The 24,624-nt window shown below is 64.9% G+C and carries 18 protein-coding genes; 11 read left to right on the forward strand and 7 right to left on the reverse strand.

The genetic code is table 11. From position 1 onward, the window contains the following. Window positions 1–253 precede the first annotated feature (253 nt). Together ACDC66_RS14155 and ACDC66_RS14160 are read right to left on the reverse strand one after the other, a co-directional pair. Window positions 254–2,683, reverse strand: coding sequence for an ABC transporter permease (locus tag ACDC66_RS14155; RefSeq protein WP_376697385.1), 2,430 nt, complete (start codon window positions 2,681–2,683; stop codon window positions 254–256). Then, window positions 2,683–3,375 carry an ABC transporter ATP-binding protein gene (locus tag ACDC66_RS14160; RefSeq protein ID WP_376697386.1) on the reverse strand — a complete coding sequence of 231 codons (693 nt, stop codon included), beginning with the start codon at window positions 3,373–3,375 and terminating at the stop codon, window positions 2,683–2,685. Before ACDC66_RS14160 ends, ACDC66_RS14155 begins: the two co-directional genes overlap by 1 nt. A 314-nt stretch (window positions 3,376–3,689) precedes the next feature. Between ACDC66_RS14160 and panD the strand changes: the two genes are divergently transcribed. Continuing rightward, complete coding sequence (panD, locus tag ACDC66_RS14165) at window positions 3,690–4,070, forward strand: aspartate 1-decarboxylase (protein ID WP_376697387.1); 381 nt, start codon at window positions 3,690–3,692, stop codon at window positions 4,068–4,070. A 23-nt stretch (window positions 4,071–4,093) separates the two neighbouring features. Beyond that, window positions 4,094–5,518 carry a hypothetical protein gene (locus tag ACDC66_RS14170; protein ID WP_376697388.1) on the forward strand — a complete coding sequence of 475 codons (1,425 nt, stop codon included), beginning with the start codon at window positions 4,094–4,096 and terminating at the stop codon, window positions 5,516–5,518. Window positions 5,519–5,525: 7 nt separating this feature from the next. Here ACDC66_RS14170 and ACDC66_RS14175 read toward each other — a convergent pair whose 3' ends face one another. After that, window positions 5,526–6,119, reverse strand: a complete 594-nt coding sequence (locus ACDC66_RS14175; protein WP_376697389.1) for a hypothetical protein — start codon at window positions 6,117–6,119, stop codon at window positions 5,526–5,528. A 101-nt stretch (window positions 6,120–6,220) separates the two neighbouring features. Between ACDC66_RS14175 and ACDC66_RS14180 the strand changes: the two genes are divergently transcribed. The 4 genes from ACDC66_RS14180 to ACDC66_RS14195 all read left to right on the forward strand — a co-directional run bounded on the left by ACDC66_RS14180 (window position 6,221) and on the right by ACDC66_RS14195 (window position 13,249). After that, window positions 6,221–7,630, forward strand: coding sequence for an MATE family efflux transporter (locus tag ACDC66_RS14180; protein ID WP_376697390.1), 1,410 nt, complete (start codon window positions 6,221–6,223; stop codon window positions 7,628–7,630). Window positions 7,631–7,999: 369 nt separating this feature from the next. Then, window positions 8,000–9,859, forward strand: a complete 1,860-nt coding sequence (gene sppA, locus ACDC66_RS14185; protein WP_376697391.1) for a signal peptide peptidase SppA — start codon at window positions 8,000–8,002, stop codon at window positions 9,857–9,859. A gap of 147 nt (window positions 9,860–10,006) precedes the next feature. Beyond that, window positions 10,007–11,416: an alanine/glycine:cation symporter family protein gene (locus ACDC66_RS14190; protein WP_376697392.1), complete on the forward strand. Its 1,410-nt coding sequence runs from the start codon at window positions 10,007–10,009 to the stop codon at window positions 11,414–11,416. Window positions 11,417–11,542: 126 nt separating this feature from the next. After that, entirely contained in the window at window positions 11,543–13,249 is a 1,707-nt protein-coding gene (locus ACDC66_RS14195) for a di-heme oxidoredictase family protein (RefSeq protein ID WP_376697393.1), read from the forward strand. A 33-nt stretch (window positions 13,250–13,282) separates the two neighbouring features. Here ACDC66_RS14195 and mnmG read toward each other — a convergent pair whose 3' ends face one another. From mnmG to ACDC66_RS14215, 4 genes are all read right to left on the reverse strand, one after another. Next, window positions 13,283–15,163 (reverse strand): tRNA uridine-5-carboxymethylaminomethyl(34) synthesis enzyme MnmG, encoded by a 1,881-nt coding sequence (gene mnmG / locus ACDC66_RS14200; protein ID WP_376697421.1) that lies wholly within the window; start codon window positions 15,161–15,163, stop codon window positions 13,283–13,285. A gap of 73 nt (window positions 15,164–15,236) precedes the next feature. Next, window positions 15,237–16,175 carry a hypothetical protein gene (locus ACDC66_RS14205; RefSeq protein WP_376697394.1) on the reverse strand — a complete coding sequence of 313 codons (939 nt, stop codon included), beginning with the start codon at window positions 16,173–16,175 and terminating at the stop codon, window positions 15,237–15,239. Then, window positions 16,172–16,822, reverse strand: a complete 651-nt coding sequence (locus tag ACDC66_RS14210; RefSeq protein WP_376697395.1) for a hypothetical protein — start codon at window positions 16,820–16,822, stop codon at window positions 16,172–16,174. The genes ACDC66_RS14205 and ACDC66_RS14210 overlap by 4 nt, the downstream gene beginning before the upstream one ends. After that, entirely contained in the window at window positions 16,822–19,332 is a 2,511-nt protein-coding gene (locus tag ACDC66_RS14215; RefSeq protein ID WP_376697396.1) for a penicillin-binding protein 1A, read from the reverse strand. Before ACDC66_RS14215 ends, ACDC66_RS14210 begins: the two co-directional genes overlap by 1 nt. A 221-nt stretch (window positions 19,333–19,553) precedes the next feature. Between ACDC66_RS14215 and pilM the strand changes: the two genes are divergently transcribed. From pilM to pilQ, 5 genes are all read left to right on the forward strand, one after another. Next, window positions 19,554–20,627: a type IV pilus assembly protein PilM gene (gene pilM, locus ACDC66_RS14220; RefSeq protein ID WP_376697397.1), complete on the forward strand. Its 1,074-nt coding sequence runs from the start codon at window positions 19,554–19,556 to the stop codon at window positions 20,625–20,627. Next, on the forward strand, window positions 20,627–21,214 hold the full coding sequence (locus ACDC66_RS14225) for a PilN domain-containing protein (protein ID WP_376697398.1): 588 nt from the start codon (window positions 20,627–20,629) through the stop codon (window positions 21,212–21,214). Before pilM ends, ACDC66_RS14225 begins: the two co-directional genes overlap by 1 nt. Window positions 21,215–21,217: 3 nt before the next feature. Beyond that, window positions 21,218–21,841: a type IV pilus inner membrane component PilO gene (locus ACDC66_RS14230; RefSeq protein ID WP_376697399.1), complete on the forward strand. Its 624-nt coding sequence runs from the start codon at window positions 21,218–21,220 to the stop codon at window positions 21,839–21,841. After that, window positions 21,838–22,368 carry a pilus assembly protein PilP gene (locus ACDC66_RS14235; RefSeq protein WP_376697400.1) on the forward strand — a complete coding sequence of 177 codons (531 nt, stop codon included), beginning with the start codon at window positions 21,838–21,840 and terminating at the stop codon, window positions 22,366–22,368. Before ACDC66_RS14230 ends, ACDC66_RS14235 begins: the two co-directional genes overlap by 4 nt. 65 nt (window positions 22,369–22,433) lie before the next feature. Continuing rightward, a complete protein-coding gene (gene pilQ / locus ACDC66_RS14240; RefSeq protein WP_376697401.1) occupies window positions 22,434–24,605 on the forward strand; it encodes a type IV pilus secretin PilQ in 2,172 nt (723 codons plus the stop codon). The last annotated feature ends 19 nt before the right edge of the window (window positions 24,606–24,624 follow it).

Here is a 24,624-nt window from a genome sequence, read left to right on the forward strand (position 1 = left end):
ATCAATGATCGCACGGGCGCGACGGGTCTTTGCGGGAGGCTCCGTTGCGGCTTCGGCGAGCGTGGTTTGGTGACTCCAAATGAGCGAGCCGAAACGGATCGGAGACCCCGCAAAGGCCCGTCCCGAAGGGTTTTGCCGGAGAAGCCGCATCTCGCGCATTGCGCCCCTCGGCCGTAGCTATGGCTACTGTCACTCGGGTCGCACCACACGATATGCGGCTTCTCCGACAAAACGCGCTCCGTGCCATCATTGATCAGAGGTTCCCTAGTTCGGGGCCAGGATCGCGCCGGCCGATGCGCCAGGCCGGATACAGCCCGGCCAGCAGGCCGCTGATGACGGCCAGGGGTAGCATGACCGCCAGCGGCGTCAGCGGCCAGCTCAGGGGCAGGCTCCAGCCGAAGGCGCGTGGCTGGATGACCAGCGACAGGCCCAGGTGGATGGCGACCGCCAGGGGCACGGCCACCACGGCGGCGGCCAGGGCCAGGCCGGCGGTCTGGCAGACCACCAGGGCATGCAGGCGGCCGCGGGTCAGGCCCAGCGCCCGCAGCGTGGCGTAATCGCGTCGGCGCTCCAGCCCCAGGGCGAGCAGGGCGCTGACCAGGGCGATGACGGCAATGATGGCCACCAGCGCGGCCAGGGCCCAGGAAATGCGGAAGGTGCGATCGAAAACGGCCAGCGTCGACTCCCGGACGGTTTCGCGACGTGTCAGTTGCAGGTCGGCGTCGATCGAGCGCAGGCGCTCGGCCAGAGCTTGTTCGTCGAGAGCCGCGTCTGCGTAGTAGAGGCCGAGGCTCTCGCGCAGGGAATCGCCATAGAGTTTCCGGTAGGTCGGCGCATGCATGGCGATGCTGCCGCGCTCGCTGGCGTAGTCGCGGTAGACGGCGGCGACCGGGAAATGCCGCACGCCTTCGGGTGTTTCCAGGCGTACTTCATCGCCGATTTCCAGCCGGTCTCGCCGGGCCAGCGGCTCGGAAACGACCACCGCCTCACCGGCACGGAAAGATGCGTAGGCGACCTGCGGGTCACCGGCGAGCCACTCGAAGCCCGCCCAGGCGCGCGGCGGCAGGTCGTAAGCGATGAGCTGGCGGCCGTCGCCGATCGTCACGCGCCGGGCGCTGGAAGTGGTCTCGATATTCGGCAATGCGGCAATGCGCTCCACCATGGCGGCGTCAAGACCGGCCTGGCTGGTGGTGACGTAGCTGTCGGCGCGAAGCAGGCGGTCGATCCAGTCGTCGACCGCGGCGCGGAATCCGAGCACCATCATCGCCAGGCCGACCGCCAGCGCCAGGGCCAGGCTCAGGGCCGCCAGCGCAGGTCGTATGCGCGCTTGCCCGGCCAGCAGCAGCGCCAGCGCCCGGGCCGGCAGGCGGTTCGGCGCAATGCAACGAAGCAAGGACAGGATCCGGATGCCGAGCGCCGGTGCCAGCAGGGCGAAGCCGCCCAGGGCCAGGAACAGGGCGACGAAGGCCAGCGGCAGGCTGGAACTGGCCAGCACGATGCACAAAGCCAGGGCCATCAAAGCGAAGGCGGCCGCGGTGGCCACGAGCCGGGGGGTGCCTGCGGTCGAGGGTGGGCGCAGCATCGCGCCGGGGGGAATGCGGCGCGCTTCGCGCAGCAGGCCGGTGACGGCGAACAGGGCCGCGCCCACGGCGATCAGCCAGAGCGTCGCATACAGGCCGGCGGTTGGCTGGACGCCGGCCGGTGCCAGAAGGCCGTAGAGCTCGGCGACCGGCGTGCGCACCAATCCGATCAGGCTGTCGGCCAGTAGCGTGCCCCCGACAAGACCGATCAGCGCGCCCAGGCCGGCCACGATTGCGGTTTCGGCCAAGAGCAGGGCGGTAATGCGGTTGCCGGTCACGCCCACGGCGCGCAGCAGTGCCAGGCTGCGGCGGCGCTGGACCAGCAGAAAGGACAGGACGCTGAAGATCACGAACAGGCCCACGGTCAGGCTGATCAGTCCCATGGCCGTGAGGTTGGCGCGCATGCCCTCGGTCAACCGGGCCGCGGCATCGCGGCGTTCGGCCGCGCTACCGAGCTCCAGCGAGTCGGGCAGTCGTTCCTGCAGCCAGCCGCGCGCCTCTGCAGGTGCGTCGATCCAACTCAATTCACCCTGGCGACCCACGAGATCCTGCAGGGCGGCGATGTCCATGAGCAGACGATCGTCCAGGTTGTGCCCCGCCGGCACCGGCCCGACCAGGTCGAGTTGGAGGGTGCGCTCCCCGAATCGTACGGACACGCGATCGCCCGGTGAGCGATCGAGGCGCTCCAGGGTGGAGGCATTGGCGGCCGCCGCGGCCGGCGATTCCAGCAACTGCGCGAGTAACGCCGGCGGCAGCAGCCCGCGGGTTCCGCCTGAAAAGGGATCGATGCCCAGCAATTCGAGGCGCTGTTGATCGAAACGGACGCGCTCCACAAGCACGGGTGTGAGCGCCGGTGCGCCGGGTGTTCGGGCCAGTTCGGCGAAGCGGGTTTCATCGAGCGGACCACCGGGGTTGGTCACCCGAACGCTGTCCGGCCCCGCCAGGGCCTCGGCCGCACCGTCGAGCGAGTCGATCAACACGTCGCGCATCAGGGCAACGCCGGTCATCACGGCCACGCCGGCGGCCATCCCCGCCAGTGCCAGCATGAACTGGCCGGGGTGGCGCCGGAAAAAACGTCGGGAAGACTGAAACAGCAGGCGCATCAGGATTGTTTCAGGCGACCGCCGCGCAGCTGCAGTTGCCGGTCGCAGACCGCAGCGGCCTGCGGGTTGTGCGTGACCAGGACCAGGGCGCAGCCGCTCTCGGCCGTGACCCGGTCGAACAGGGCCAGTACGCGCTCGGCGCTGGCCTCGTCCAGGCTGCCGGTGGGCTCGTCGGCCAGCAGCACTTCGGGCCGGTGGACCAGGGCGCGGGCGATGGCCACGCGCTGCTTCTCCCCGCCCGAGAGTTGGTCGGGCAGGCGGTCCATCAGTTCGGCAATGCCCAGTGTTTCCGAAAGCCCATCGACGTCCGCTTGCATGTCGTCGAGACCGTTGAGCCACAGCGGTAGCGCGATGTTCTCGCGAACGCTCAGCGAATCGATCAGGTTGAAGTCCTGGAACACCAGGCCGACGTGGCGCGCCCGGAAGCGGGTCAGCTCGGGTTCGTCAATGGCATCGAGCGCTTCATCCAGCAAGCGCACGCGGCCCTCGTCGGGCCGATCCATGCCGGCGGCCAGGTTCAGCAGGGTGGACTTTCCGGAGCCGGACGCGCCCATCACGGCAACGCGCTCACCCCGCTCAACCCGAAAATCGAGCCCTTCGAGCACGGTAACAACCCGCTCACCATCGCTGAAGCGTCGGCTGACGCCCTCCAGGGCGAGCGCCGGGGCCGGTGAGAGGCTGGATTGGTTCATTGACAGGCTTCTTTGCGACAAGCTGAACGGGCATTATGGAAGAAAAGGTGTCAACGCCGGTGGAACTTTTCGGGCTGTCGTGTCTCCAAGAAATTGTGCTCTGCAGACTGTGCTTTGTGTCACTTTTTCTGGCATTCCCGCATAAGCTGTGGTAGACTTACCACCAACCTTGGTAAAACCGCAACGGTTCAACTAAGGTCGCAGGGCGCGAAGCGAGGTACATCACTCCGACATCCGTTGCCCCTCCCTCCACCAGGGGAGGGGTTTTTTTTGGGTGACAGGTAGTTATTCCGACTGGATCGGAGGTCATCGACATGCAACTGACGATGCTGAAAGGCAAGATTCACCGCGCGACCGTCACTCGCGTCGAACGCGACTACGAGGGCTCCTGCGCGATTGACGAGAGCCTGTTGGACGCGGCGGGAATTATCGAGCACGAACAAGTACATATCTACAATATCACCAGCGGCGAGCGCTTCGTGACTTACGCCATTCGCGGCGAACGTGGCAGCGGCGTGATCTCGGTCAACGGCGCCGCCGCGCACAAGGCGGCTGAAAACGATCTGGTCATCATCGCCGCCTACGCACGCATGAGCGAGGCCGAGGCCGCCGAGCACGAACCGCGCCTGGTCTATCCCGACGCCGACAACCGGATCGCGCGCACGGCCGGTCGGATTCCCCCGCAGGCCGCCTGAGTTCTTTTTCGGAGCGTTTGGCGTTGCAAAAAAACAACATTCCCAGCGTGGCCGAACTTCGCCAGACCGACCCCGAGCGCGGACGTGATTTCACGCGCAGCGGCGGCGGCTGGACGCTGGATTTCTCCGGCGTTCCCTTAACGCGCGACAAGCTGGCCGGGCTTGAGCGTCTGCCGGCCGAGTGTGGGCTCCGGTCGGCCATCGAGCGCCTGTTTTCCGGCGACATCGTCAATCCCAGCGAGAACCAGCCGGCGCTGCACATGGCGTTGCGTGCCGCCGAACCCTTCGAGGGCCTGGGCACGGATGCGGCTCGGCAGGTCATCTCCGACCGCGAGGGGTTTCTGGACGTCGCACACCGGCTGCATTCCGGTGATACGGGCCTGACCGACCTGCTGCATATCGGCATCGGCGGCTCGGACCTTGGGCCCAGGCTGGTGACCGACGCGCTGGACGAGGGCGATTCGGCCGTGCGCGTGCACTGGCTTTCGACGCTCGACGGCCGGCGCTTCGAGCGACTTTGCCGTCAGCTCGATCCGGCCACGACCGGCCTGGTGATCGCTTCGAAATCCTTTTCCACCGAAGAAACCCTGCAGCAGGCCGAAGCCGCGCGCGACTGGCTGGGCGCCGACTGGGCCGAGCGCAGCTGGGCGGCGACGGCCAACGTCGATCGCGCCCGCGAATTCGGCCTGGCCGATGCGCACGTTCTCCCGTTTCCGTCCTGGACCGGCGGGCGCTTCTCGCTGTGGTCGTCGGTGGGCGTCAGTTGCGCGGCCGCGATCGGCGTCGAACGATTCCGCGCCCTGCTGGAAGGCGCCGAAGCCGCGGATGCCGAATTCCATCGCCGACCCGACGCGGAGTCACTGATCCCCCTGTTCGGCCTGCTGATCCACTACCTGCGGCGCGAACTCGACTGCAATACCCTGGGTGTCGTCAGCTACGAACCGCGCCTGGCCCTGCTCGCCGACTTCCTGCAGCAACTGTTCATGGAGAGTCTGGGCAAGGGCGTCGACCTCGACGACCGCCCGCTCGATCAGCCCGCCGTGCCGCTGATTTTCGGCGGCCGGGGTACCGACCTGCAGCATTCCATCTTCCAGGCCCTGCACCAGGGGCCGGACACCCATCCCCTGATCCTGGTCGGTGCCCGCCAGGCCGACCATGGCCACCCCGACTGGCATCGTCGCCAGCTCGCGCACCTGCTCGCGCAGGCATCGGCCTTCGAAAACGGCCGCAGCGACGGCGAAGCCTACCAGCTCATGCCCGGCAACCGACCCGTCGCCACCCTGCTGGTCGACCGCCTCGATGCACACTCCCTGGGCTGGCTACTCGCCGCCTTCGAACAGGTCGTCTACACCCTGTCGGTCATCTGGCACATCAACCCCTTCGACCAGTGGGGCGTGGAAGAAGGCAAGCGCCTGGCCGGGGAGATTCGGCAGCAGCTCGACTCCTGACTGGCGGTCAGTCCCCGCCTTCTCCCGCGCGATCGATGCTTGAGATCGGTATGGTGATGATCGGCAGGCCGAGCGCGTCGGTTCGGGTGCGCGATTGCAGTATGGCGCCGCGTCGTTCGGTGCCGGTCGGTCCGATGAAGTAATACATCTCGGCCACGCCGTGAAACTGCTGTAGCGTGACCAGGTTGACCTGTGTGCTTTCGTCGACACCCGGCATGAATCCGATGGGGATGTAGAACCCTTTCTGGTCCTGATCGGTGCCCAGCGCGGTGTAGAAGACCTGGAGCTTGATATCCGCGTCTTCGGCGGCGTCGACCACCTCGATGTCGTAGCGCCTGGCCAGCTCGACGCCCAGGCGCTCGTCCGCATACTGCTTTACGGCCGCGTATTGCGGAAAGTGACTTGTGATGAAGGCGCGCTTGCCGGAGTAGGGCGTGAAGTCGGCCGCCGGCAGGGCCCGGACCAGGTCGTCGATGCTGTGCGTGAGCAGTTGCTGGGCGGTGGCGCCGGACAGTGAATCCTGAACCTGGCGAGTCGAGCAGGCCGTCAGCGCGAGCAGGGCCAGGCAGAAAATGATCGGGCGGAGTCCGGTGATCGGCATGCGTTCGCTCCTGCGGAAATCGTCGGCCACATAGCCAAGGGAACAGCGTAACAGCCGGATGTTAAAGCTCCGGCTTGCGCCTGCTTGTCGTGCCGCGGACAATGCCGTTTCTCCACCGTTTCCGCGTCCACGACCGCATGCCCGCCAGCGCGCCCGCTCCCGACCTGCCCGCCGAAATCCGGCGAACGCTGCTGCTCGCCGGCCCGCTGATCGTCGGCCAGGTGACCAGCTACGCCATGACTTTCGTCGACACCGTGATGGCGGGTCGCCTCGGCGCGCTCGATCTCGGTGCGGTCGCCGTCGGTTCCTCCATCTGGGCGGCCGGCATGGTGTTTGTCGTCGGCCTGATGATGGCCGTTTCCGCCGCCGTGTCGCAGCTCGACGGGGCCGGCCGGCGTCGGCAGGCCGGTGAGTTGACGCGCCAGGCCTTGTGGCTTGCCCTGGCGGTATCGGCGGTTCTGTTTTTCCTGATGCGCCGCGGCGACGGGGTGATGTCGATCATCGGCGTGGAGCCGGGGGTTGCCGACCTGGCTCACCGGTACCTGCTGGCGATCAGTTGGGGCATGCCGGCGCTGGCCGGAATGTTCGTGCTGCGATTCTTTTCCGAAGGCACCGGCCACACTCGCCCGACGATGTACATCGGCGTGATGGGCATCCTGTTCAACGTGCCGCTGAACTTCGTGCTGATGTTCGGCAAGCTGGGGTTTCCCGCGCTGGGTGCGGAGGGTTGTGGCTGGGCCACGGCCGTCGTGCTGTGGCTGCAGCTGTTCATGATGGCCGGTTGGGTGCAGTGGCGTCCCTACTACCGGCCGTTCGGCGTATTCGAGCGCTTCAGCGGGCCGGACTGGCGAGAGCTGCGCGGCTTGCTGGTGCTCGGCCTGCCGATCGGCTTGATGGTTTTCCTGGAGGCCAGCCTGTTCATCGCCAGCGCCCTGGCCATCGGCACGCTCGGCACCCTGCCGGTGGCAGCCCACCAAGTGGCGATCAATTTCTCCGGACTGATCTTTATGGTGCCGCTGGGCCTGTCGGGCGCGATCACGGTGCGTGTGGGTAATGCCGTCGGGCGGCGCGACCGGGCCGGGGCCCGCCGGGCCGGACTGGTCGGTATCGGTATCGCGCTGTCTTTCGGCGCGCTGGCCTCGGTCACGATGGTGCTTTTCCCCGAGCTGATCGCGCGCCTCTACACGCCCGATCCCGAGGTCGTGGCGCTGGCGGCGAGCCTGCTGTTCTTCGCCGCGGTGTTCCAGTTGGCCGACTGCCTGCAGGTGTCGGCCGCCGGCGCCCTGCGCGGGCTCAAGGACACGCGCGTGCCCATGCTCTACAGCGTTCTCGCCTACTGGCTGATCGGCATGAGCGTGGGCTGGTGGTTGACGTTCCGCCAGGACTGGGGGCCGGCCGGCATGTGGTGCGGCATTATCGCCGGGCTGACGGTAGCCGCCTTCCTGCTGGGCGGACGGTTCCTGCGGATTACCGCTTCATGGCAGGAAATCGAGGAGCTTTCCTCACCCTAAATATCTACAGTGAGGAGCCGCTGAAAACGTAGCGAGCGCGTGGCTGACGGTGGCCGCCGGAACGCAGGAACCGCAGCGCAGGCGGAATATCCGGTGCGGTTTGCGCATAGTGCAAGTAGCGCCGGATTGCAGCCGTCGCGCGTGTATGTGTGCGGAAATACATGAGGATTCCGAGTACGCGCTTAACGGCACTACGCCCCGGCTTCTTTCCTTCGGAAAGCCGCCAAGGCTCCGTTGCCTGCGCTGCCGGACGCCGTCAGGCGCGCGCGCAGTAGTTTTCAGGGGCTCCGAATGACCAATGGCACATTGTGGGGATCCACACCGGCTGGGTAGAATGCAAGCCCATCATTCCAGCGCAATAAATCTTCAATGACTACGAATTCGAGACCCAACGTGCTCGTCCGCCTCTGGCTGGGCTTCTGGCGCGGCCTGACGGCTTTTCGCATGGCCGTGTTCAATATTCTCTTCCTGATCGTGCTGGCCCTGATCATCCGCGTGTTGTTCTTTTCCTCCGACGAAATCATGGTGGATTCGGACAGCACCCTGGTCATCGCCCCCGAGGGCGCGGTCGTGGAAGAGTACACGGGCACCCCGATGGAGCGGGCGATCGACGAGGCGTTGGGACAGGAGCGGCTCGAGACCCGGTTGCGCGACATCCTGGCCGCGCTGGACTACGCGGCCGACGATGATCGAATCGTGCAGGTCCTGGTTCGCACCGACAAACTCTGGGCGCTGCCGCCTGGCATGCAGACCGAGCTGGCCGACGCCTTCGCGCGTTTTCGTGATTCCGGCAAGAAGGTGATCGCCTACGGCGGGATGATGCTGCAGGGCCAGTACATGCTTGCCTCCATGGCCGACGAAATCTGGCTCGACCGCGATGGGTTGCTTCTGCTCGAGGGCTATGGCCGTTTCCGGCAGTACTACGCCGAGGGGCTCGACAAGCTCGAGGTCGACGTGAACCTCTTCCGCGTCGGCGAGTTCAAGTCGGCGATGGAGCCTTTCATTCGCAACGACATGTCCGAGGCGGATCGCCGCGCCAGCGAGGCCTGGCTCGGCGATCTCTGGCAGAGCTGGCTGGATCAGGTCGCGCTTCATCGCGGCCTGCCGGTCGAGGTGCTGGTCGAACTGACCGAGAATTACGCCGATGCCGTCGAGGCCGCTGAAGGCAATCTCGCCGAGATGGCGCTCGAGCGCGGCCTGGTCGATCGCCTGGTCACCCGCCCGGAATTGCGCGGCGAACTGGCCAATAGCGGCGCCAGCGATCCGGAACGCGGCTTCCGGCAGATCGATTTCCGAACCTACGCCAGGGCCTCGCGCCAGTGGCATCCCCGTGCCGATCGCGTCGCAGTCATCGTCGCCCAGGGCGCCATTACCGAGGGCAACCAGCCGCCGGGCTCGATCGGTTCCGAGTCGACTTCGCGCCTGATTCGCCGGGCGGCCCAGGAAGATCGCATCAAGGCCGTTGTCTTGCGCGTCGACTCCGGCGGCGGCAGCGCATTTGCCTCGGAAGCCATTCGCAGCGAACTGATGGCCCTCAAGGAAGCCGGCAAGCCGGTGGTCGTGAGCATGAGCAATGTCGCCGCTTCCGGCGGCTACTGGATTGCGATGGGCGCCGACGAGGTCTGGGCCTATCCGACCACGCTGACCGGCTCGATCGGTATTTTCGGCTTTTTCCCAACGTTCCAGGACACCCTGGCCAAGATCGGTGTTCACACCGACGGCGTGGGCACCACGCCTCTGTCCGGCGCCCTGCGTTCCGACCGCGCGCTGCCTGAATCCGCCCGTACCCTGCTGCAGAGCTTCATTGAGCACGGCTACCGCGAATTCATTTCACTGGTGGCCGAGCATCGTCACATGGCGCTCGATCAGGTCGAAGAGGTCGCGCAGGGCCGGGTCTGGACCGGTACCCAGGCCCAGCGTCGCGGCCTGGTCGACCAGCTCGGCACGCTCGACGAGGCCATCGCGTCGGCCGCGCGCAGTGCGGGCATTGCCGAGGACTACGAGCTGGAATACGTCGAGCGCGAGCTCTCTCCCGTCGAGCAGTTTTTCGTGGACATGGCCGGTGCCTCCATCCGCATGGCTGGTGTCGATGCCACGCGCGGTATCGGGTCCTGGCTCCCGGGAGACCTGGGCCGACGCATGCTCGACGATCTGAGGCTGGTATTCACGCAGGCCGAAGCGGGTCGACCCGGCGTGATGGCGCACTGCCTGTGCGAGGCGCCGCGATAGAGGACCAACGCGCCTCGCGCAGACCGGTTCAGATGCTCCCGCGCGTTTTCAATCCTTCGGCGCTTTGAGTATGATGGCGCAGTCGTGCCGGCCGGGAGTCCGGATGGTCGGCACGACGCTTCCAACAAACGGGGATGAATCCAAGCCATGCTGGCAGCCGTAACCGATTTCCTGTGGACGTACGTTCTGGTTGCAGTACTGATCACCATCGGGGTGATCCTGACTGTCGCCTCCCGCTTCGTCCAGATTCGTTATTTCGTCGAGATGTTCCGGGTGCTGGGCCAGGCATTCAAGCATCACCCCGGTCACGTCTCTTCATTCCAGGCGCTGACGCTCAGCGTTGCCGGCCGCGTCGGTGCCGGCAACGTCGCCGGCGTGGCCGTGGCGATTACGCTCGGCGGTCCCGGTGCGGTGTTCTGGATGTGGGTTGTCGGCCTGATCGGCATGGCCACGAGCTTCTTCGAGTGTTCTCTCGCCCAGGCGTTCAAGGTCGCCGAGTTCAAGACCTCGACCTACCGCGGCGGCCCCGCCTACTACATGGAGCGGGGTCTCGGCAGCCGCAAGCTTGGGATGATCTTCACCCTGCTGCTGCTGTTCACCTTCGGCCTGGCCTTCGTGGCATTGCAGTCTTTCACCGCCTCCTCGTCGCTCGAAGAAGCGTTCGACATTCCGATGCACATCACCGGCATCGTCATGACCATCGTCGTCGGCCTGACGATTTTCGGCGGCGTGCAGCGCATTTCGCGGGTGACCGAGATCATCGTGCCGGTCATGGCCGTCGCCTATGTGCTCGTGGCGCTTGGCGTCGTTGGCGTCAATTACGCCGAAGTGCCCGGTGTGCTTGCGCTGATCGTCAAGAGCGCCTTCGGCCTGGAAGAGGCGGTTGGCGGCGGGATCGGCGCGGCCATCATGATGGGCGTTCGCCGCGGCCTGTTTTCCAATGAAGCCGGCCTGGGCAGTGCGCCCAACGTCGCCGCGGTGGCCTTCGTGCCGCACCCGGTCAACCAGGGCATCGTGCAGTCGTTCAGCGTGTTCATCGACACGGCCATCATTTGTACCGCAACGGCGTTGATCATCCTGATTTCCGGCATTCACGAGACCAGCGCCGTCGACGACGGTGTCGTGCTGACTCAGCTCGCCCTGCAGGACCACGTCGGTCCCTGGGGTCAGACCTTCGTCAGCGTGATCCTCACGCTGTTCGCCTTCAGTTCGATTCTCTACAACTTCTACCTGGGCGAGAACTCCTCGAGCTGGATGACGCCGGACAATCCGATTTTCTTTATCGTCTTCCGGTTGCTGATGCTGGTGCTGATCCTGTGGGGGTCGATGCAGGATCTGACCACGGTATTCAGTTTCGCCGACCTGACCATGGCCCTGCTGGCCGTGTTCAACCTGATCGCGCTGGCCTTGCTGATGAAGGTCGGTTTCCGCCTGATGAACGATTACGACGAACAGTGGCGGGCCGGCAAGATCCCGATATTCGATCCCGACAAGTTCCCGGACCTGAATATCGATCGTGAGGCCTGGAAGGATGCTGCAGACGCTGTTGATCGTTGATTGCAGGTCTGCTGGATAGAGGGTTCCGCAGTATTGACGAAATCAAGATTCATGGGCCGTGGATGATGGGTGTCTGCGGCCCGCATGGGCCTCGCGACAGAGGTAAAACACAGAGGGATAATAATAATGAACAAGAAGAATTGCCTTACCAGCCCGGAGGCAAGCGTGATGCATGTTTGCCTGCGCAATACCTTGCCCCTGCTGGCTTTTATGATTCTCACCACGATGGTTCAGCCCGCAACGGCACAGCAGGCCGCCCCCTCCTTTGCGAAGTGCATCATTCGCGCCACGCTGGGGGGCGACGTGGATTGCGGCATGCGGGAAATCGGCCGGGAAGTCGCGGTGGAAAGCTACCTGTCGGATGGCGAAGAGTTCGAGCTGCCGCTCAACGCGCTGGTCGCCCACGGCGAGCAGTTGTTCGGCGCCAACTGGACGGTTCAGGACGGCGCGGGCCGCCGCACGCTCAAGGGAACGGGTGCGCCGCTGTCCGATCCGGATTCGCCCCTGGATTTCCCGTTCAACTTCAACAGGATTTCCGCACCCGATGCCAATTCCTGTGCCGGTTGCCACAACATGCCGCGTTCAGGCGGTGGCGGTGATTTCGTGACCAATGTGCATGTACTGGGGCAGCGTTTCGATTTCGCCACCTTCGACACACAAGACGAGTACGATCAGGAATTCCCGACCCGTGGTGCCTTCGACGAGACCGGGATGGCGGCGACGCTCCAGACGATTGCCAACTCGCGCGCCACGCTGGGCATGTTCGGTTCCGGCTATATCGAGATGCTGGCCCGCCAGATGACCGCGGAGCTGCAGGCACTGCGCGACGCGCTGGCGCCCGGCGAAACCGTGACGCTCGAGGCCAAGGGCGTGTTTTTCGGCACCCTGGCCCGCAACGGTGACGGCAGCTGGGATACATCGGACGTCGAGGGCCTGACGGTACCGAGTCTCTCCAGCGCCGGTGCCGATCAGCCGCCCAGCCTGATCATCCGCCCCTTCCACCAGGCATCGGCCGTGATCTCCCTGCGGCAGTTCTCCAACAACGCCATCAATCACCATCACGGTATCCAGTCCGTCGAGCGTTTTGGACAGGGTGATGTCGACGGCGACGGGTACGACCGCAATCTCAGCACCGCCGACATCACGGCACTGACGGTCTATCAGGCCCAGCTCGGGGTGCCTGGACGCGTCATTCCCAACAACCCCTGGATCGAACAGGCCGTCTCGCACGGGGAGGAGCTGTTCATGGAGGTCGGTTGCGGCAGCTGTCACACGCCGTCGCTGCCCTTGTCCGACGAAGGCTGGGTGTACACCGAACCCAACCCCTACAACCCGGAAGGCAACCTGCAGCCCGGCGACGCCCCCGACTTTTCCGTCAATCTCAACGATTCACGCCTGGAATCGCCCCGGCTGTCGGTCGACCCCGCGACGGGCACCGTCCCGGTCCCGGCCTTCACCGACATGAAACTCCACGACATCACCACCGGGCCGGACGATCCCAATTGCGAATCGCTGAACATGCATGCCCAACCGGGCACGGCCGCCTTCCACAGCGGTAACTGCCGGTTCCTGACCAAGCGGCTGTGGGGCGTGGCCAACGAGCCGCCGTATTTCCACCACGGCAAGTTCACCACCATGCGCGAGGCGATCGAGGCGCATCGGGGCGAGGCACTGGCCAGCTACGAGGCCTGGTCGGATCTGGACGCTTACGGTCGGGATTCGATCATCGAGTTTCTCAAGACGCTGCAGGTGCTGCCGGCAGGCAGTACTTCCCGTATCGTTGACGGCAATCATCGGCCGCGAACCTGGACGTCGCAGCTCGACGGTATTTGATCGAAGTGTGCGTGCTACCGACCCGGCGGCCGATCAGGCCGCCGAGCGGTGGCGCTTGAGATAGACCAGCAGCTGTGAAATCGCCGCCGGCGTCATGCCGGGAATGCGGCTGGCCTGGTCGATGGTGTGCGGACGGGTCTTTTCGAGTTTCTCGAGCAGTTCGGACGACAGGCCCTTGACCGTCTCGAAGTCGAAATCTTCCGGGATGGTCTGCCGTGCGGCACGGCGCTGACGCTTGATTTCGGCGTGCTGGCGGTCGAGGTAGCCGGCATACTGGATCTGGATGGCCACCTGTTCGGCCACGTCTTCACCTTCAACGCCGGGGCCGATGCCATCGACCTGCATCAGCGGTCGGTACTCGACTTCCGGACGCCGCAGCAATTCCTCGGCGGTCACGTCCTTTTTGATATCGATGTCAAGCGCTTCGGCTGCCTGCCTGGCCAGGGTCGACTGAGCCGGGATCCGCAGCTCGGCCAGTCGCGTGCGCTCGGCCTCGATGGCGTCGCGGCGGCTGCAGTGATGATCCCAGCGTGCGTCGTCGACCAGGCCGAGTTCGCGGCCGGCTTCGGTCAGCCGCAGGTCGGCATTGTCTTCGCGCAGGTGCAAGCGGAATTCCGCCCGGCTGGTGAACATGCGATAGGGCTCGGGTGCGCCTTGCGTGATCAGGTCGTCGACCAGCACGCCGATATAGGCCTGGTCGCGACCCGGCGTCCAGGGCGACTGGCCGCGTGCCTGGCGGGCGGCGTTGAGCCCGGCGATCAGGCCCTGGGCGGCCGCTTCCTCGTAGCCGGTCGTACCGTTGATCTGGCCGGCATAGAAAAGCCCGGCCAGGTGCCGCGTTTCCAGACTGGCCTTGAGTTCGCGCGGGTCGAAGAAGTCGTACTCGATGGCGTAGCCCGGGCGCGTGATATGCGCGTTTTCCAGGCCGGGAACGGAACGGACCAGTTCGACCTGTACGTCGAAGGGCAGGCTGGTGGAAATGCCGTTGGGGTACCACTCGTTCAGCCCCAGCCCTTCGGGCTCGAGGAATACCTGGTGCGAGTCCCTGTCGGCGAACCGCACGACCTTGTCCTCGATCGACGGGCAGTAACGCGGGCCGTTGCCCTCGATGTGGCCGGCGTACATGGGTGAGCGGTCGAGGTTGGCGCGGATCAGTTCGTGCGTGGCCTTGTTGGTCCGCGTGATGAAGCACGAGACTTGTTCCGGGTGCTGGCTGCGGTCGCCCAGGAAGGAAAAGACCGGCCGGTGCTCGTCGCCCCGTTGTTCCTCGAGCTGGCTGAAATCGATGCTGCGCCCGTCCAGGCGCGGCGGCGTGCCGGTCTTGAGCCGGCCGACGGTGAAGGGCAGCTCACGCAGGCGTTCGGCCAGGGCGTTGGCCGGTGCGTCGCCGGCGCGTCCACCGGCCAGATTGGTGTCGCCGATGTGAATTCGCCCGCCCAGGAAGGTGCCGGTGGTCAGCACCACGGTCGGTGCGCTGAAGACCAGGCCCATGGCCGTGCGCACGCCGGTGACGCGCTCGCCTTCGACCACCAGGTCGTCGACCGGCTGCTGGAACAGGGTGAGATTTTCCTGCGCTTCGACGGCCTTGCGGATCGCGTTGCGGTAGAGCGTGCGGTCTGCCTGGCAGCGCGTGGCCCGAACGGCCGCGCCCTTGCGCGAGTTGAGCCTTCGCCACTGGATGCCGGCGGCGTCGGCCGCCTGGCCCATGATGCCGCCGAGCGCGTCGATTTCGCGCACCAGGTGTCCCTTGCCGATGCCGCCGATGGCCGGGTTGCAGCTCATCTGGCCGATCGTCTCGATCGAGTGGGTTACCAAAAGCGTGCGCGCACCCGTCCGTGCCGCGGCCAGGGCGGCCTCGGTGCCGGCGTGACCGCCGCCGATGACGATCACATCAAAGATATCGGGATAGCGCATGGACGATTCGCAAGTGCGTGAAAATCCGCTCATTTTACCCGTTCGGGCCCGGTGGGCGAAAGACCGGTCTGGATCAGCGTCGTTCGCGCCGGTCGGACTGGTCGCGGCGTTCCCTCGATGTGCTTCGCGATGGGCGGGAGGACTCGCGGGGTGGCCGCCTTTGCGAGCGGTTGCGCGGCGGCGAGGGATCGGCACTGCGCTGGCGGCTCGGAGCACTGGGCTCGACAGCGGGTGGCCTTGACCGACTGCTGCGATTGCGCGGCTGAAGGTCGCCGGAGGACTGGCGCCGCGGACGCTCGGATTGTTCCGGCAGGCGGGCCCGGCGATCGCCTTCGCGCAGTCGCTGCAGCAGGGATGCCCGCTCGTTTACGTCGCGGCGGCCGGTATAGGCCCCGCGTGCCGGGAGTGACGGCATGGACCGCCCGTCGCGAATGGCTGCCGCTCCGCGACCGGTGGCCGGCAGCTGGGGAGCCGCGCCCGGCAATAACCGGTTATCGGGTCGCTGGTTGCGAACGGTCGGCGCGCGCCGTGACTCGATGTCGCGCAAACGCGCATTGATGTCACGCATCCGGTCGTGGGTGGCTCCCTGCTGAACGTAGCGGCCGCGTGACGTGTAGCCGAAGCTGACGCGGGTGCCGGCGCGCCAGGGCTGGTACCTGCTGTAGCGGTCCGGGTACCGGTACCAGGGCACGTGGAACCGACTGCCGTATGAAGCGAAGCGCGGACCGGGTCCGTAGCCGTAGTACCAGCCCGGATACGGGTAATACCAGGGGTCGTAGCGGTGCACCAGTACCGAATAGGGGTGGTAGTAGTGGCTGTAATAGAAATAGTCCAGCGACCAGAACGGATAGACCAGCGGATCGATGTAAGTGACCCGGGCGCTACGGTACTGGGGTTTTTCGTAGTACACGCCCCGGTCCGGGCCGGCCGGATAGTACGTCGCGCAGCCGCCCAGTACGATTGCCAGCACGGCGGCTGCGATCCATCCGGTGGCGTGGTGACGGATTTTCATAGCCTGGATTGTAAGTCGTCGGCATGAACCGATGCTGAATCGGCGGCGATCATCGACTCGACCTCGGCCAGGGCCGCCCGGCGCTGGGCGCGCCCGTCGACCGGACTCGGCGGTGCCTGGCGTGCTTCCGGGCCGATCATCTGGATCAGTTCGATCGCATGGCCCCCGCCCTCGAGCACGACGATCTCGAGGTCACGCCCGCTGCCGTCATGCCAGCGGATGCGGCGCGTTTCCTGCGTGAAGGGCAGGTGGCGCTCGATCAGGAAGTGGACGACGGCATCGGGATCATCGGCGAACACGTGCAGGCTGATGCGCGAGTGCTCGTCGGCGGTACCCTCGAGTACCGGCCCGACCAGGCGCGGTCGGAAAGGTGCCAGAAAGCGCATGGCCGAGGCGGCGGCTTCGCGCAACTCGAGCAGCGTGCGAGAGTGCTCGGCGCCACCGTAGAGGTTCTGCCACTCACGCAGGGCCCGTTCGACCTCGCTGTTCGAAGGCAGGCTCGTGCGCGAGGATGCGCCCACCCGTCGTGCCGCCTTCTCCTTGGCGCTCAGGTAGCTCTTCTGGCCCTCGGTCGCCATGATGCGCGCGGCCTCGGCGGCAATTTCCTGCCGGATGCGGCTGTTTCGAAGCGTTTGTTTGTCGCCCATCAGTAAATTTCGTAGGGATCGGCCTGCTCGCCGCTGTCGTCGCTGTTCTCCAGCGGCGGCAGGTTGTCGGCGTGGAACCATTCCTGGATGGCGTCCGGCGTGCCGGGCCGCGCTCGCAGGCCGGTCTCCGGGTCGATCAGCGCGCGCGTCACGCCCACCGGTGCGGAGCGACGGGTCTCGGGGCGGCCGTCGAGCGCCGTTTCCATGAAGTCCACCCACAGCGGCAGGGCGGTTCGCCCGCCTTGTTCCTGCTGGCCGAGTGATTCGTTGTCGTCCATGCCCACCCAGACCACGCTGACGATGCCGCCGCCGTAGCCGGCGAACCAGGTATCGCGCTGGTCATTGGTGGTCCCGGTCTTGCCGGACAGATCGTCGCGCTCCAGGGCCAGCGCCCTGCGGCCAGTGCCGCGACGAATGACGTCGCTCATCATCGAGTCGATCAGCCAGGCTGTTTGGGGTCGGAGCACTTGCTCGGCGCGCCTCGGCCGCGGCGGGCCCATGAGGCGTTGTTCAGTGTCGGCCTGGCCCGACTCATCTCGGGCTGAATCGGATTCGGTGTCGGCCAGCTCGGGACGACGCAGCATCGGTTCCCGTGCTGTTTCGTCGGATGCGGTCGACTCCGCCGGCGGGTTGGGCGGCGGTATTTCGGGGCAGTCCCGGCAGGGCAGGGCCCATTCGGTCTCGTACAGCGTGTCGCCGTCGGTGTCGCTGATGCTGTAGAGATAATGCGGCTCGACACGATAGCCGCCGTTGGCGAAAGTGGCATACCCGGCGGTCAGGCTCAACGGCGTGATCGACGCCGAACCCAGCGCCATCGACGGCCCGTTGGGGAGTTCGTCGCGCTCGAAGCCGAAGCGGGTGACATAGTCGCGGCCATACTCGATGCCCATATCCATCAGCAGGCGCACGCTCACCAGGTTGCGGGAATTGACCATGGCCTCGCGCAGGCGCGTCGGGCCGAAGAAGCGGTGGCTGAAGTTGGTGGGTTTCCACTCCCGCTCCATCGAGGGATCGTCGATGACGACCGGCGCATCGTTGACTCGCGAGGCCGGCGTGTAGCCGTGATCGAGCGCGGCCGAATAGATGAATGGCTTGAACGAAGAGCCCGGCTGGCGTCGGCTCTGCGTGGCCCGGTTGAACTGGCTGTGCGCGAAATCCAGGCCGCCGACCAAGGCCAGGAGTTCCCCGGTCTCGGCTCTCATGCTGACCAGCGCCGCTTCGGCCTGCGGAATCTGCGCCAGCCGCCATTCTTCGTCGACCTTCTTCAGGCGTACGATGTCGCCGACCGAGAGGACGTCGCCGACGGCCTGCGGTGCTGCACCGACCGCATTGCTGCTGACGAATGGTCGTGCCCAGGACAACGATTCCAGGCTCAGCTCGATCGAGGTCCCGTCGGCGAGCTGGAGCGAAGCCGTGGTTTCGTCGGTGGATGTGACCACCGCGGGCAACAGGCCGGCGATTGGCCGGATGGCTTCCAGTCTTTCAGACAGCGCTTCGGCGTCCTCGAGCGTTTCTTCGGATACGCGGTCTTCCGGGCCGCGCCAACCATGGCGCCGGTCGTAATCCATCAGGCCGTCGCGCACGACACGATTGGCCTTCTCCTGTAATTCCGAGCGAATGGTCGTGTGAGCGACCAGGCCGTTGTTGTAGGCGGCTTCGGAACCGACCAGGTCAACCACGTCCTGGCGGACCATCTCGGCCACCCAGGGCGAGTCGATCTCGACGACCGGGCCGTGATACCGGGCCGTATTCGGCTGGGTGATCGCCTCGCCGTGTTCCGATTCACTGATATGGCCCAGCTCCAGCATGCGGTCCAGGATCCAGTTGCGCCGCCCCATAGCCCGCTCGGGGCCGGAAATCGGGTTGTCGCGCGAGGGCGCCTTGGGCAGCCCCGCGATGGTCGCCATTTCGGCCAGCGTCAGGTCATCGAGCCGCTTGCCGTAGTAGACCTGGGCGGCGGCCGCCACGCCGTAGGCACGATGGCCGAGGAACTCCTTGTTGAGGTAGAGCTCGAGGATTTCATCCTTTGAGAGCTCGCTTTCCACCTTGAAGGCCAGCAGCATTTCGCGCAGCTTGCGCGTGACCGAGTAGTCGGTTGACAGGAAGAATCGTCGCGCGACCTGCTGGGTAATCGTCGAGCCGCCCGGCACGCGACCCTGGCCCATGCTCAGCGAGTAGAGCCAAACTGCACGCAGCGTTCCCCGCCAGTCGACGCCGGGATGCTGATAGAAGCGATCGTCTTCGGCGGACAGAAATGCCAGCTTGAGATTTTCCGGCATGTCGTCGAGAGCGACCGGCCGCCGTCGCTGTTCGCCGATTTCCGCCATCAGCCTGTCATCGGCGGAATAGATACGCAGCGGCACCTGCAGTTGTATGTCCTTGAGCGATTCCACCGAGGGCAATGAGGGAACGATCGTGAGCCAGATAACGAGCACGCCGATTGCCGCAAGAGCGAACAGCAGGAAAAACAGGCGGATAGAAAATACTATTAAAGGCTTTATTCGAACCATTAGTTATGGTAAATGTAGGCACAGACAAGTCGGAAAGACGCACGTCTTGGACGAGGTTCCGGGGCAAAAGTGCCCACGAACTTCAGGTCCGGACGACCTTGGAGCAGAGGGTAGCACACGCTTATACTTGTCCAGACCGGCGTTGCGGGGGGCATTGTCGGGCAGGTCAAGAAAGAAAACTAGTACATGGCCATGCCGACCAGAGGGCTAAAGATAAAAACATGAGTAACTTTCTCAGAAAGCTGTTGGGTGCTGCGCCGCCCCCGTTGCTGGGGATCGATATCGGCACCAGCAGTATCAAGGTGCTGCAGCTCGGCAGCAGCGGTTCGGGTTATCGCGTCGAGGCATTTGCGTTCGAGCAGGTGCCCGAAGGTGCGATCACAGAGGGCAATATTTCGGATACCGATCGGGTGGCCGAAGCCGTCAAGCGAGCCGTCAAGCGTTCGGGCAGCAAAGCCAAGGAATGCGCGATGGCCGTCAGTGGTTCGGCGGTCATCACCAAGATCATCAACCTGCCGGCCGATCTGTCCGAGGATGACATCGAGGCCCAGATCGAAGTCGAAGCCGGGCAGTACATTCCCTACCCGCGGGAAGAAGTCAGCCTGGACTTCGAGATTCTGGGCCCGGCGCCTCGAAATGCCGACCTGGTGGAGATTCTCCTGGCTGCTTCCAAGACCGATCACGTCGATCTGTGCCGCGAGGTTTCGGATCTGGCCGGGTTGGGCCTTCGCGTGGTGGATGTCGAATCCTATGCCATCGCCAACGCCTTCGACCTGGTGCGCAAGCACGCCGGCATCGGCGAGGGCGAGACCATCGGCGTGCTCAACATGGGGGCATCGGCCTCGACGCTGATCGCCTTGCGCGGTGATCGCGCGATCTACAGCCGGGAACACGCTTTCGGCGGCCAGCAACTGGTTGACGACTGCATGCGCCGTTACGGCATGGATGCCGACCAGGCCGCATTCCTGCAGCGCGGCGAGACGCCGCCGGCCGGCTTCGAGGACGAGATTCTCGAGCCGTTTCGGCAAAGCGTGATCCAGCAAATCGGCCGAGCGCTCCAGTTCTATTCCTCGTCGAGCGATTATTCCGGCCTCAATACGCTGTTCCTGACCGGCGGGGCGGCCTCGACGCCGGGGCTGGCCGAAGCGGTCGGCGATGAAGTCGGCATTTCCTGCGAGGTCGCTGACCCGATCGAAGGGATGCGCCTGGCGCCGTCCATCAATGCCGGCCGTCTGGAACGGGTTCGGCCTTCACTGACCACAGCCTGCGGGCTGGCCTTGCGGGGGTTTGACTGATGGCCAGAATCAACCTGCTGCCCTGGCGCGAAAACCTGCGTCAGGAACGACAGCGAAACTTCATGATCGCGCTTCTGGCGACAGCCGCCGGTGCGGTACTGCTCGTGTTCCTGGGTTCACACCTGGTCGAGCGCCAGATCGGTGCCCAGGAATCACGCAATCAGTATCTCGAGGGTGAGATTCGCAAGCTCGATCGCGAAATCGCCAGTATCGAGGAGCTGGAAGCCAAGCGTGACAACCTGCTGGCGCGCAAGAACGTCATCGAGCGGCTGCAGGAGAATCGTTCCATGATGGTGCACCTGTTCAACGCCCTGGCCCTGACCATCCCGGAAGGGGTTCGGCTGAACTCGGTACAACAGAGCGAGGAGCAGCTGACCCTTCGGGGGACGACCCAGTCCGAGACGCGCGTATCCGATTACATGCGCAATATCGAGCGGGCCGAGTGGCTGCACGATCCGGTCCTGAACATCATCGAGGCGCTCGAGGGCGAAGACGGCAGCGGCACCGAGCCCTTCCGCTTTGAATTGCGCGCCCGCATGGCTTCGCCCAAGGCGGTCGAAGACGAATCGCAGGACGAGGAGGCCTGAGCCATGGATCTTTCCGAAATCAGAGATCTCGATTTCAATAACGTCGGTTCGGCCTCAACGGGCGTCAAGGTGATCCTGCTGGGATTGCTGGCCCTGGTCATACTGGTTGGCGGTTACTTCTACATCATCAAGGACAAGCGCGAGACGCTTGACCAGCGCGAGCAGGTCGAGCGCGAGCTCAAGCAGGAGTTCGAAACCAAGCAGCAGAAAGCGGCCAACCTGCCGGCTTATGAAGAGCAGCTTGCCGAAATGGAAGAAATGCTGGAGGTCATGCTGCGCCAGCTGCCGTCGAGGACCGAAATGCCGGAGCTGCTGGTCGATATCTCCCAGACTGCTCTGGGCGCGGGTATCGACAACGAACTTTTCGAGCCCCAGGCCGAGGTCAAACGTGATTTCTACGCCGAGCAGCCGATCAACGTGCGGATGGTGGGTACCTACCACCAGTTCGGCAATTTCGTCAGTTCGGTCGCCTCGCTTTCGCGGGTGGTCATCCTGACGATGCGTGATATTTCACTCGAGCCGGTCGAGGGGTCGCAGGGGCGCCTGCGCCTGGAAGGTGTAGTAACCACCTACCGCTATCTCGATGAGTCCGAGGGTGGCGCCATATCGACGGGAGGAACCCAATGAGCGTGATGATGCGGAGCCTGTCGATCCTGGCGCTCGCCCTGGTGGTGGTCGGTTGCGAGAAGGGCACCGGCGACTTGCGCGAGTGGACTTCCGACGTTCGCCAGCGTGAGCCCGAGCCGATCGACCCGATACCGCCGGTCCGGACGCCGGAAGTCGTGTCCTATGAAGCGATGGATGCACGCGACCCGTTCCAGCTTGTCGGTCGCAGCAGCGAGGAAGATGAGGAAGTCGCCGGCGATGGGCAGGGTCTGCGCCCCGACCCCGATCGGCGCAAGGAATACCTCGAGGAGTTCCCCCTCGATACGCTGGACATGGTCGGAACGCTCGAGATCGACGGAAATCAGTACGCATTGATCCAGGACAACGAGAGCGTCGTCCACCGCGTGCGTGACGGGAATTACATGGGGCAGAACCACGGCCTGGTGCTGGATGTCCAGCCCAGTCATGTGGAAGTGCGTGAACTTGTGCAGGATGGCCGTGGCGGCTGGGTAGAGCGCCGGGTACGCGTGGCCATGGCTGAAGACTAATGTATATCGGCAAGGAATTGAAAATCATGATCAAGTCTTCATGGGCGATGAACGGGAGATGGACAATGAACAGCGGTAGCAAAGCGATAGCGCTTCTGATCGGGCTGTTCTGGATGGCTTCCATGGCCCAGGCCACGGAATTGACCGATATCCAGGTCGAAAGCGGGTCCGGGGAGGTACGTTTTCTTCTCACCCTTGATGGGGAACCAGGCGATCCGTCCGTGTTCACCACCGAGCAGCCGCCTCGAATCGTGCTGGAAATGCCCGATACCGATTCCCGGGTCGATGCCTCCAGCGTTTCGGTGAGCGGCGGCGGGCCGGCGCAGAGCTACAGGGCACTGAGTGCCGGCGGCCGCACGCGCCTGGTCGTGGACATGGCTCGCAGCGCGCCCTATGAAGTTCAGGTTTCAGGCAACCAGGTGGCCCTGGTGGTCGAAACCGGCGGAACCGCCAGCACGTCGGCCGCAGCCGTCGCCGAGTCCAGCGCGACCGGCAGCAGCGATGGCAACCGCTACCGGGTCGCGGGCATCGATTTCCGTCGCGGGCCCGACGGCGAGAGCCGGGTTCTCGTGAATCTCGATCGTGACGGTGTCAACCTGTCGGTGGACGAACGAAGCGGCGGACTGCGGGTGGATCTGCTGAATACCCACCTGCCGTCGGATCAGCATCAGCGACTGGACGTATCCGATTTCGCCACGCCGGTTCAGATGATCACGCCGGAGCAGCGAGGCGACAGCGTTCGTCTCAACCTCGAAGTGGCCGGCGCCCATGAGCACCTCGCCTACCAGTCGGACGGGCAGGTGGTCGTCGAGGTGAGTCGGCCCGAGCAGGACGAACCCGAGGATCGCGAGCTGACCTTCTTCGAGGATCGCGATTACGACGGCGACCGCATCACCCTGAATTTCCAGGATATCCCGGTGCGATCGGTGCTCGCCCTGATTGCCGATGTGTCCAACCAGAACGTTGTCGTTTCTGATTCGGTCGGCGGCAATCTGACCCTGCGCCTGACCAACGTGCCCTGGGACCAGGCCCTCGATATCGTGCTCGAAACCAAGAATCTCGACATGCGCCAGTCGGGCAACGTCATCTGGATTGCGCCGACACAGGAAATCGCAGCTCGTGAGCAGGCCATTCTGCAAGCGCGCGCCGACCGGCAAACCCTCGAGCCGCTGCAAACAGCTATTATTTCGCTTAGCTACGCCGACGCCGATGAAATGGCCACGTTGATCAAGGCCGCCTCGGAAGGCGATGACGCACAGGAGACCGGTGGTGACAGTGGTTCCGGACTGCTGTCACAGCGCGGGTCGGTCACCATCGATCAGCGCACCAATACGCTGCTGGTTAACGATACGCCCGAGCGCATCAGTGCGGTGCGCGAGCTGGTGGCCGATCTCGACCGGCCGGTGCGCCAGGTCCTGATCGAATCGCGTATCGTCATCGCCCGGAGCGACTTCAACCATGAGCTGGGCGTTCGCTTCGGCGTGACGGGCGCGCGTCAGGATTCGCGCGGCAACCTCTATACGCTGGCCTCCACCAGCGAAGGCAGCGATCAGATGGTCCGTGAGGGCCTTGCCAATCGCCGTTCGGGTTCCGGTTCGAGTACGCCGGTCACCCCGCCGGCTCTCGGCGACCGCCTGAACGTCAATCTTCCGGTCTCCAACCCGGCGGGCAGCCTGGGCTTCAGCGTACTGGCCGCGGATATGCTGCTGGACCTTGAGCTCAGCGCGCTCGAGAGCGAGGGCCGCGGGGAGATCATTTCGACGCCGCGTGTGATCACGGCCAACCAGGCCGAGGCTTACGTCTTGCAGGGTGTCGAAATTCCCTTCGAATCGACACAGGGCGGCTCCCTGGCCGGCGCGATCAACGTCGAGTTCAAGGAAGCAGTGCTGGAGCTGCGCGCAACGCCGCTGATCACTCCGGACAACCGGGTTCAGCTTCAGTTGCAGGTCAAGCAGGATACGGTCGGGGAGCTCTTCCCCAATGGCCGGGGCTCATTCATTCCGTCGATCGACACGCGTGAGTTGTCCACCCGCATCCTGGTCGACAACGGTCAGACCGTCGTGCTGGGCGGCATCTTCCAGGAAGAACGCACTTTCCAGGAGCAGAAAGTGCCCGTCCTGGGTGATGTGCCTGTCCTGGGAGGCCTGTTCCGGCAGCGCGGAACCGAAGACCTCAAGCGCGAGCTGTTGATTTTCGTCACCCCGTCCATCCTGGATGAACGGGTCGCGGCCGACTGATTCGGGCGAGGGAGCGAAC

Source organism: Wenzhouxiangella psychrophila (assembly GCF_042310375.1).
Lineage (GTDB): Bacteria > Pseudomonadota > Gammaproteobacteria > Xanthomonadales > Wenzhouxiangellaceae > Wenzhouxiangella.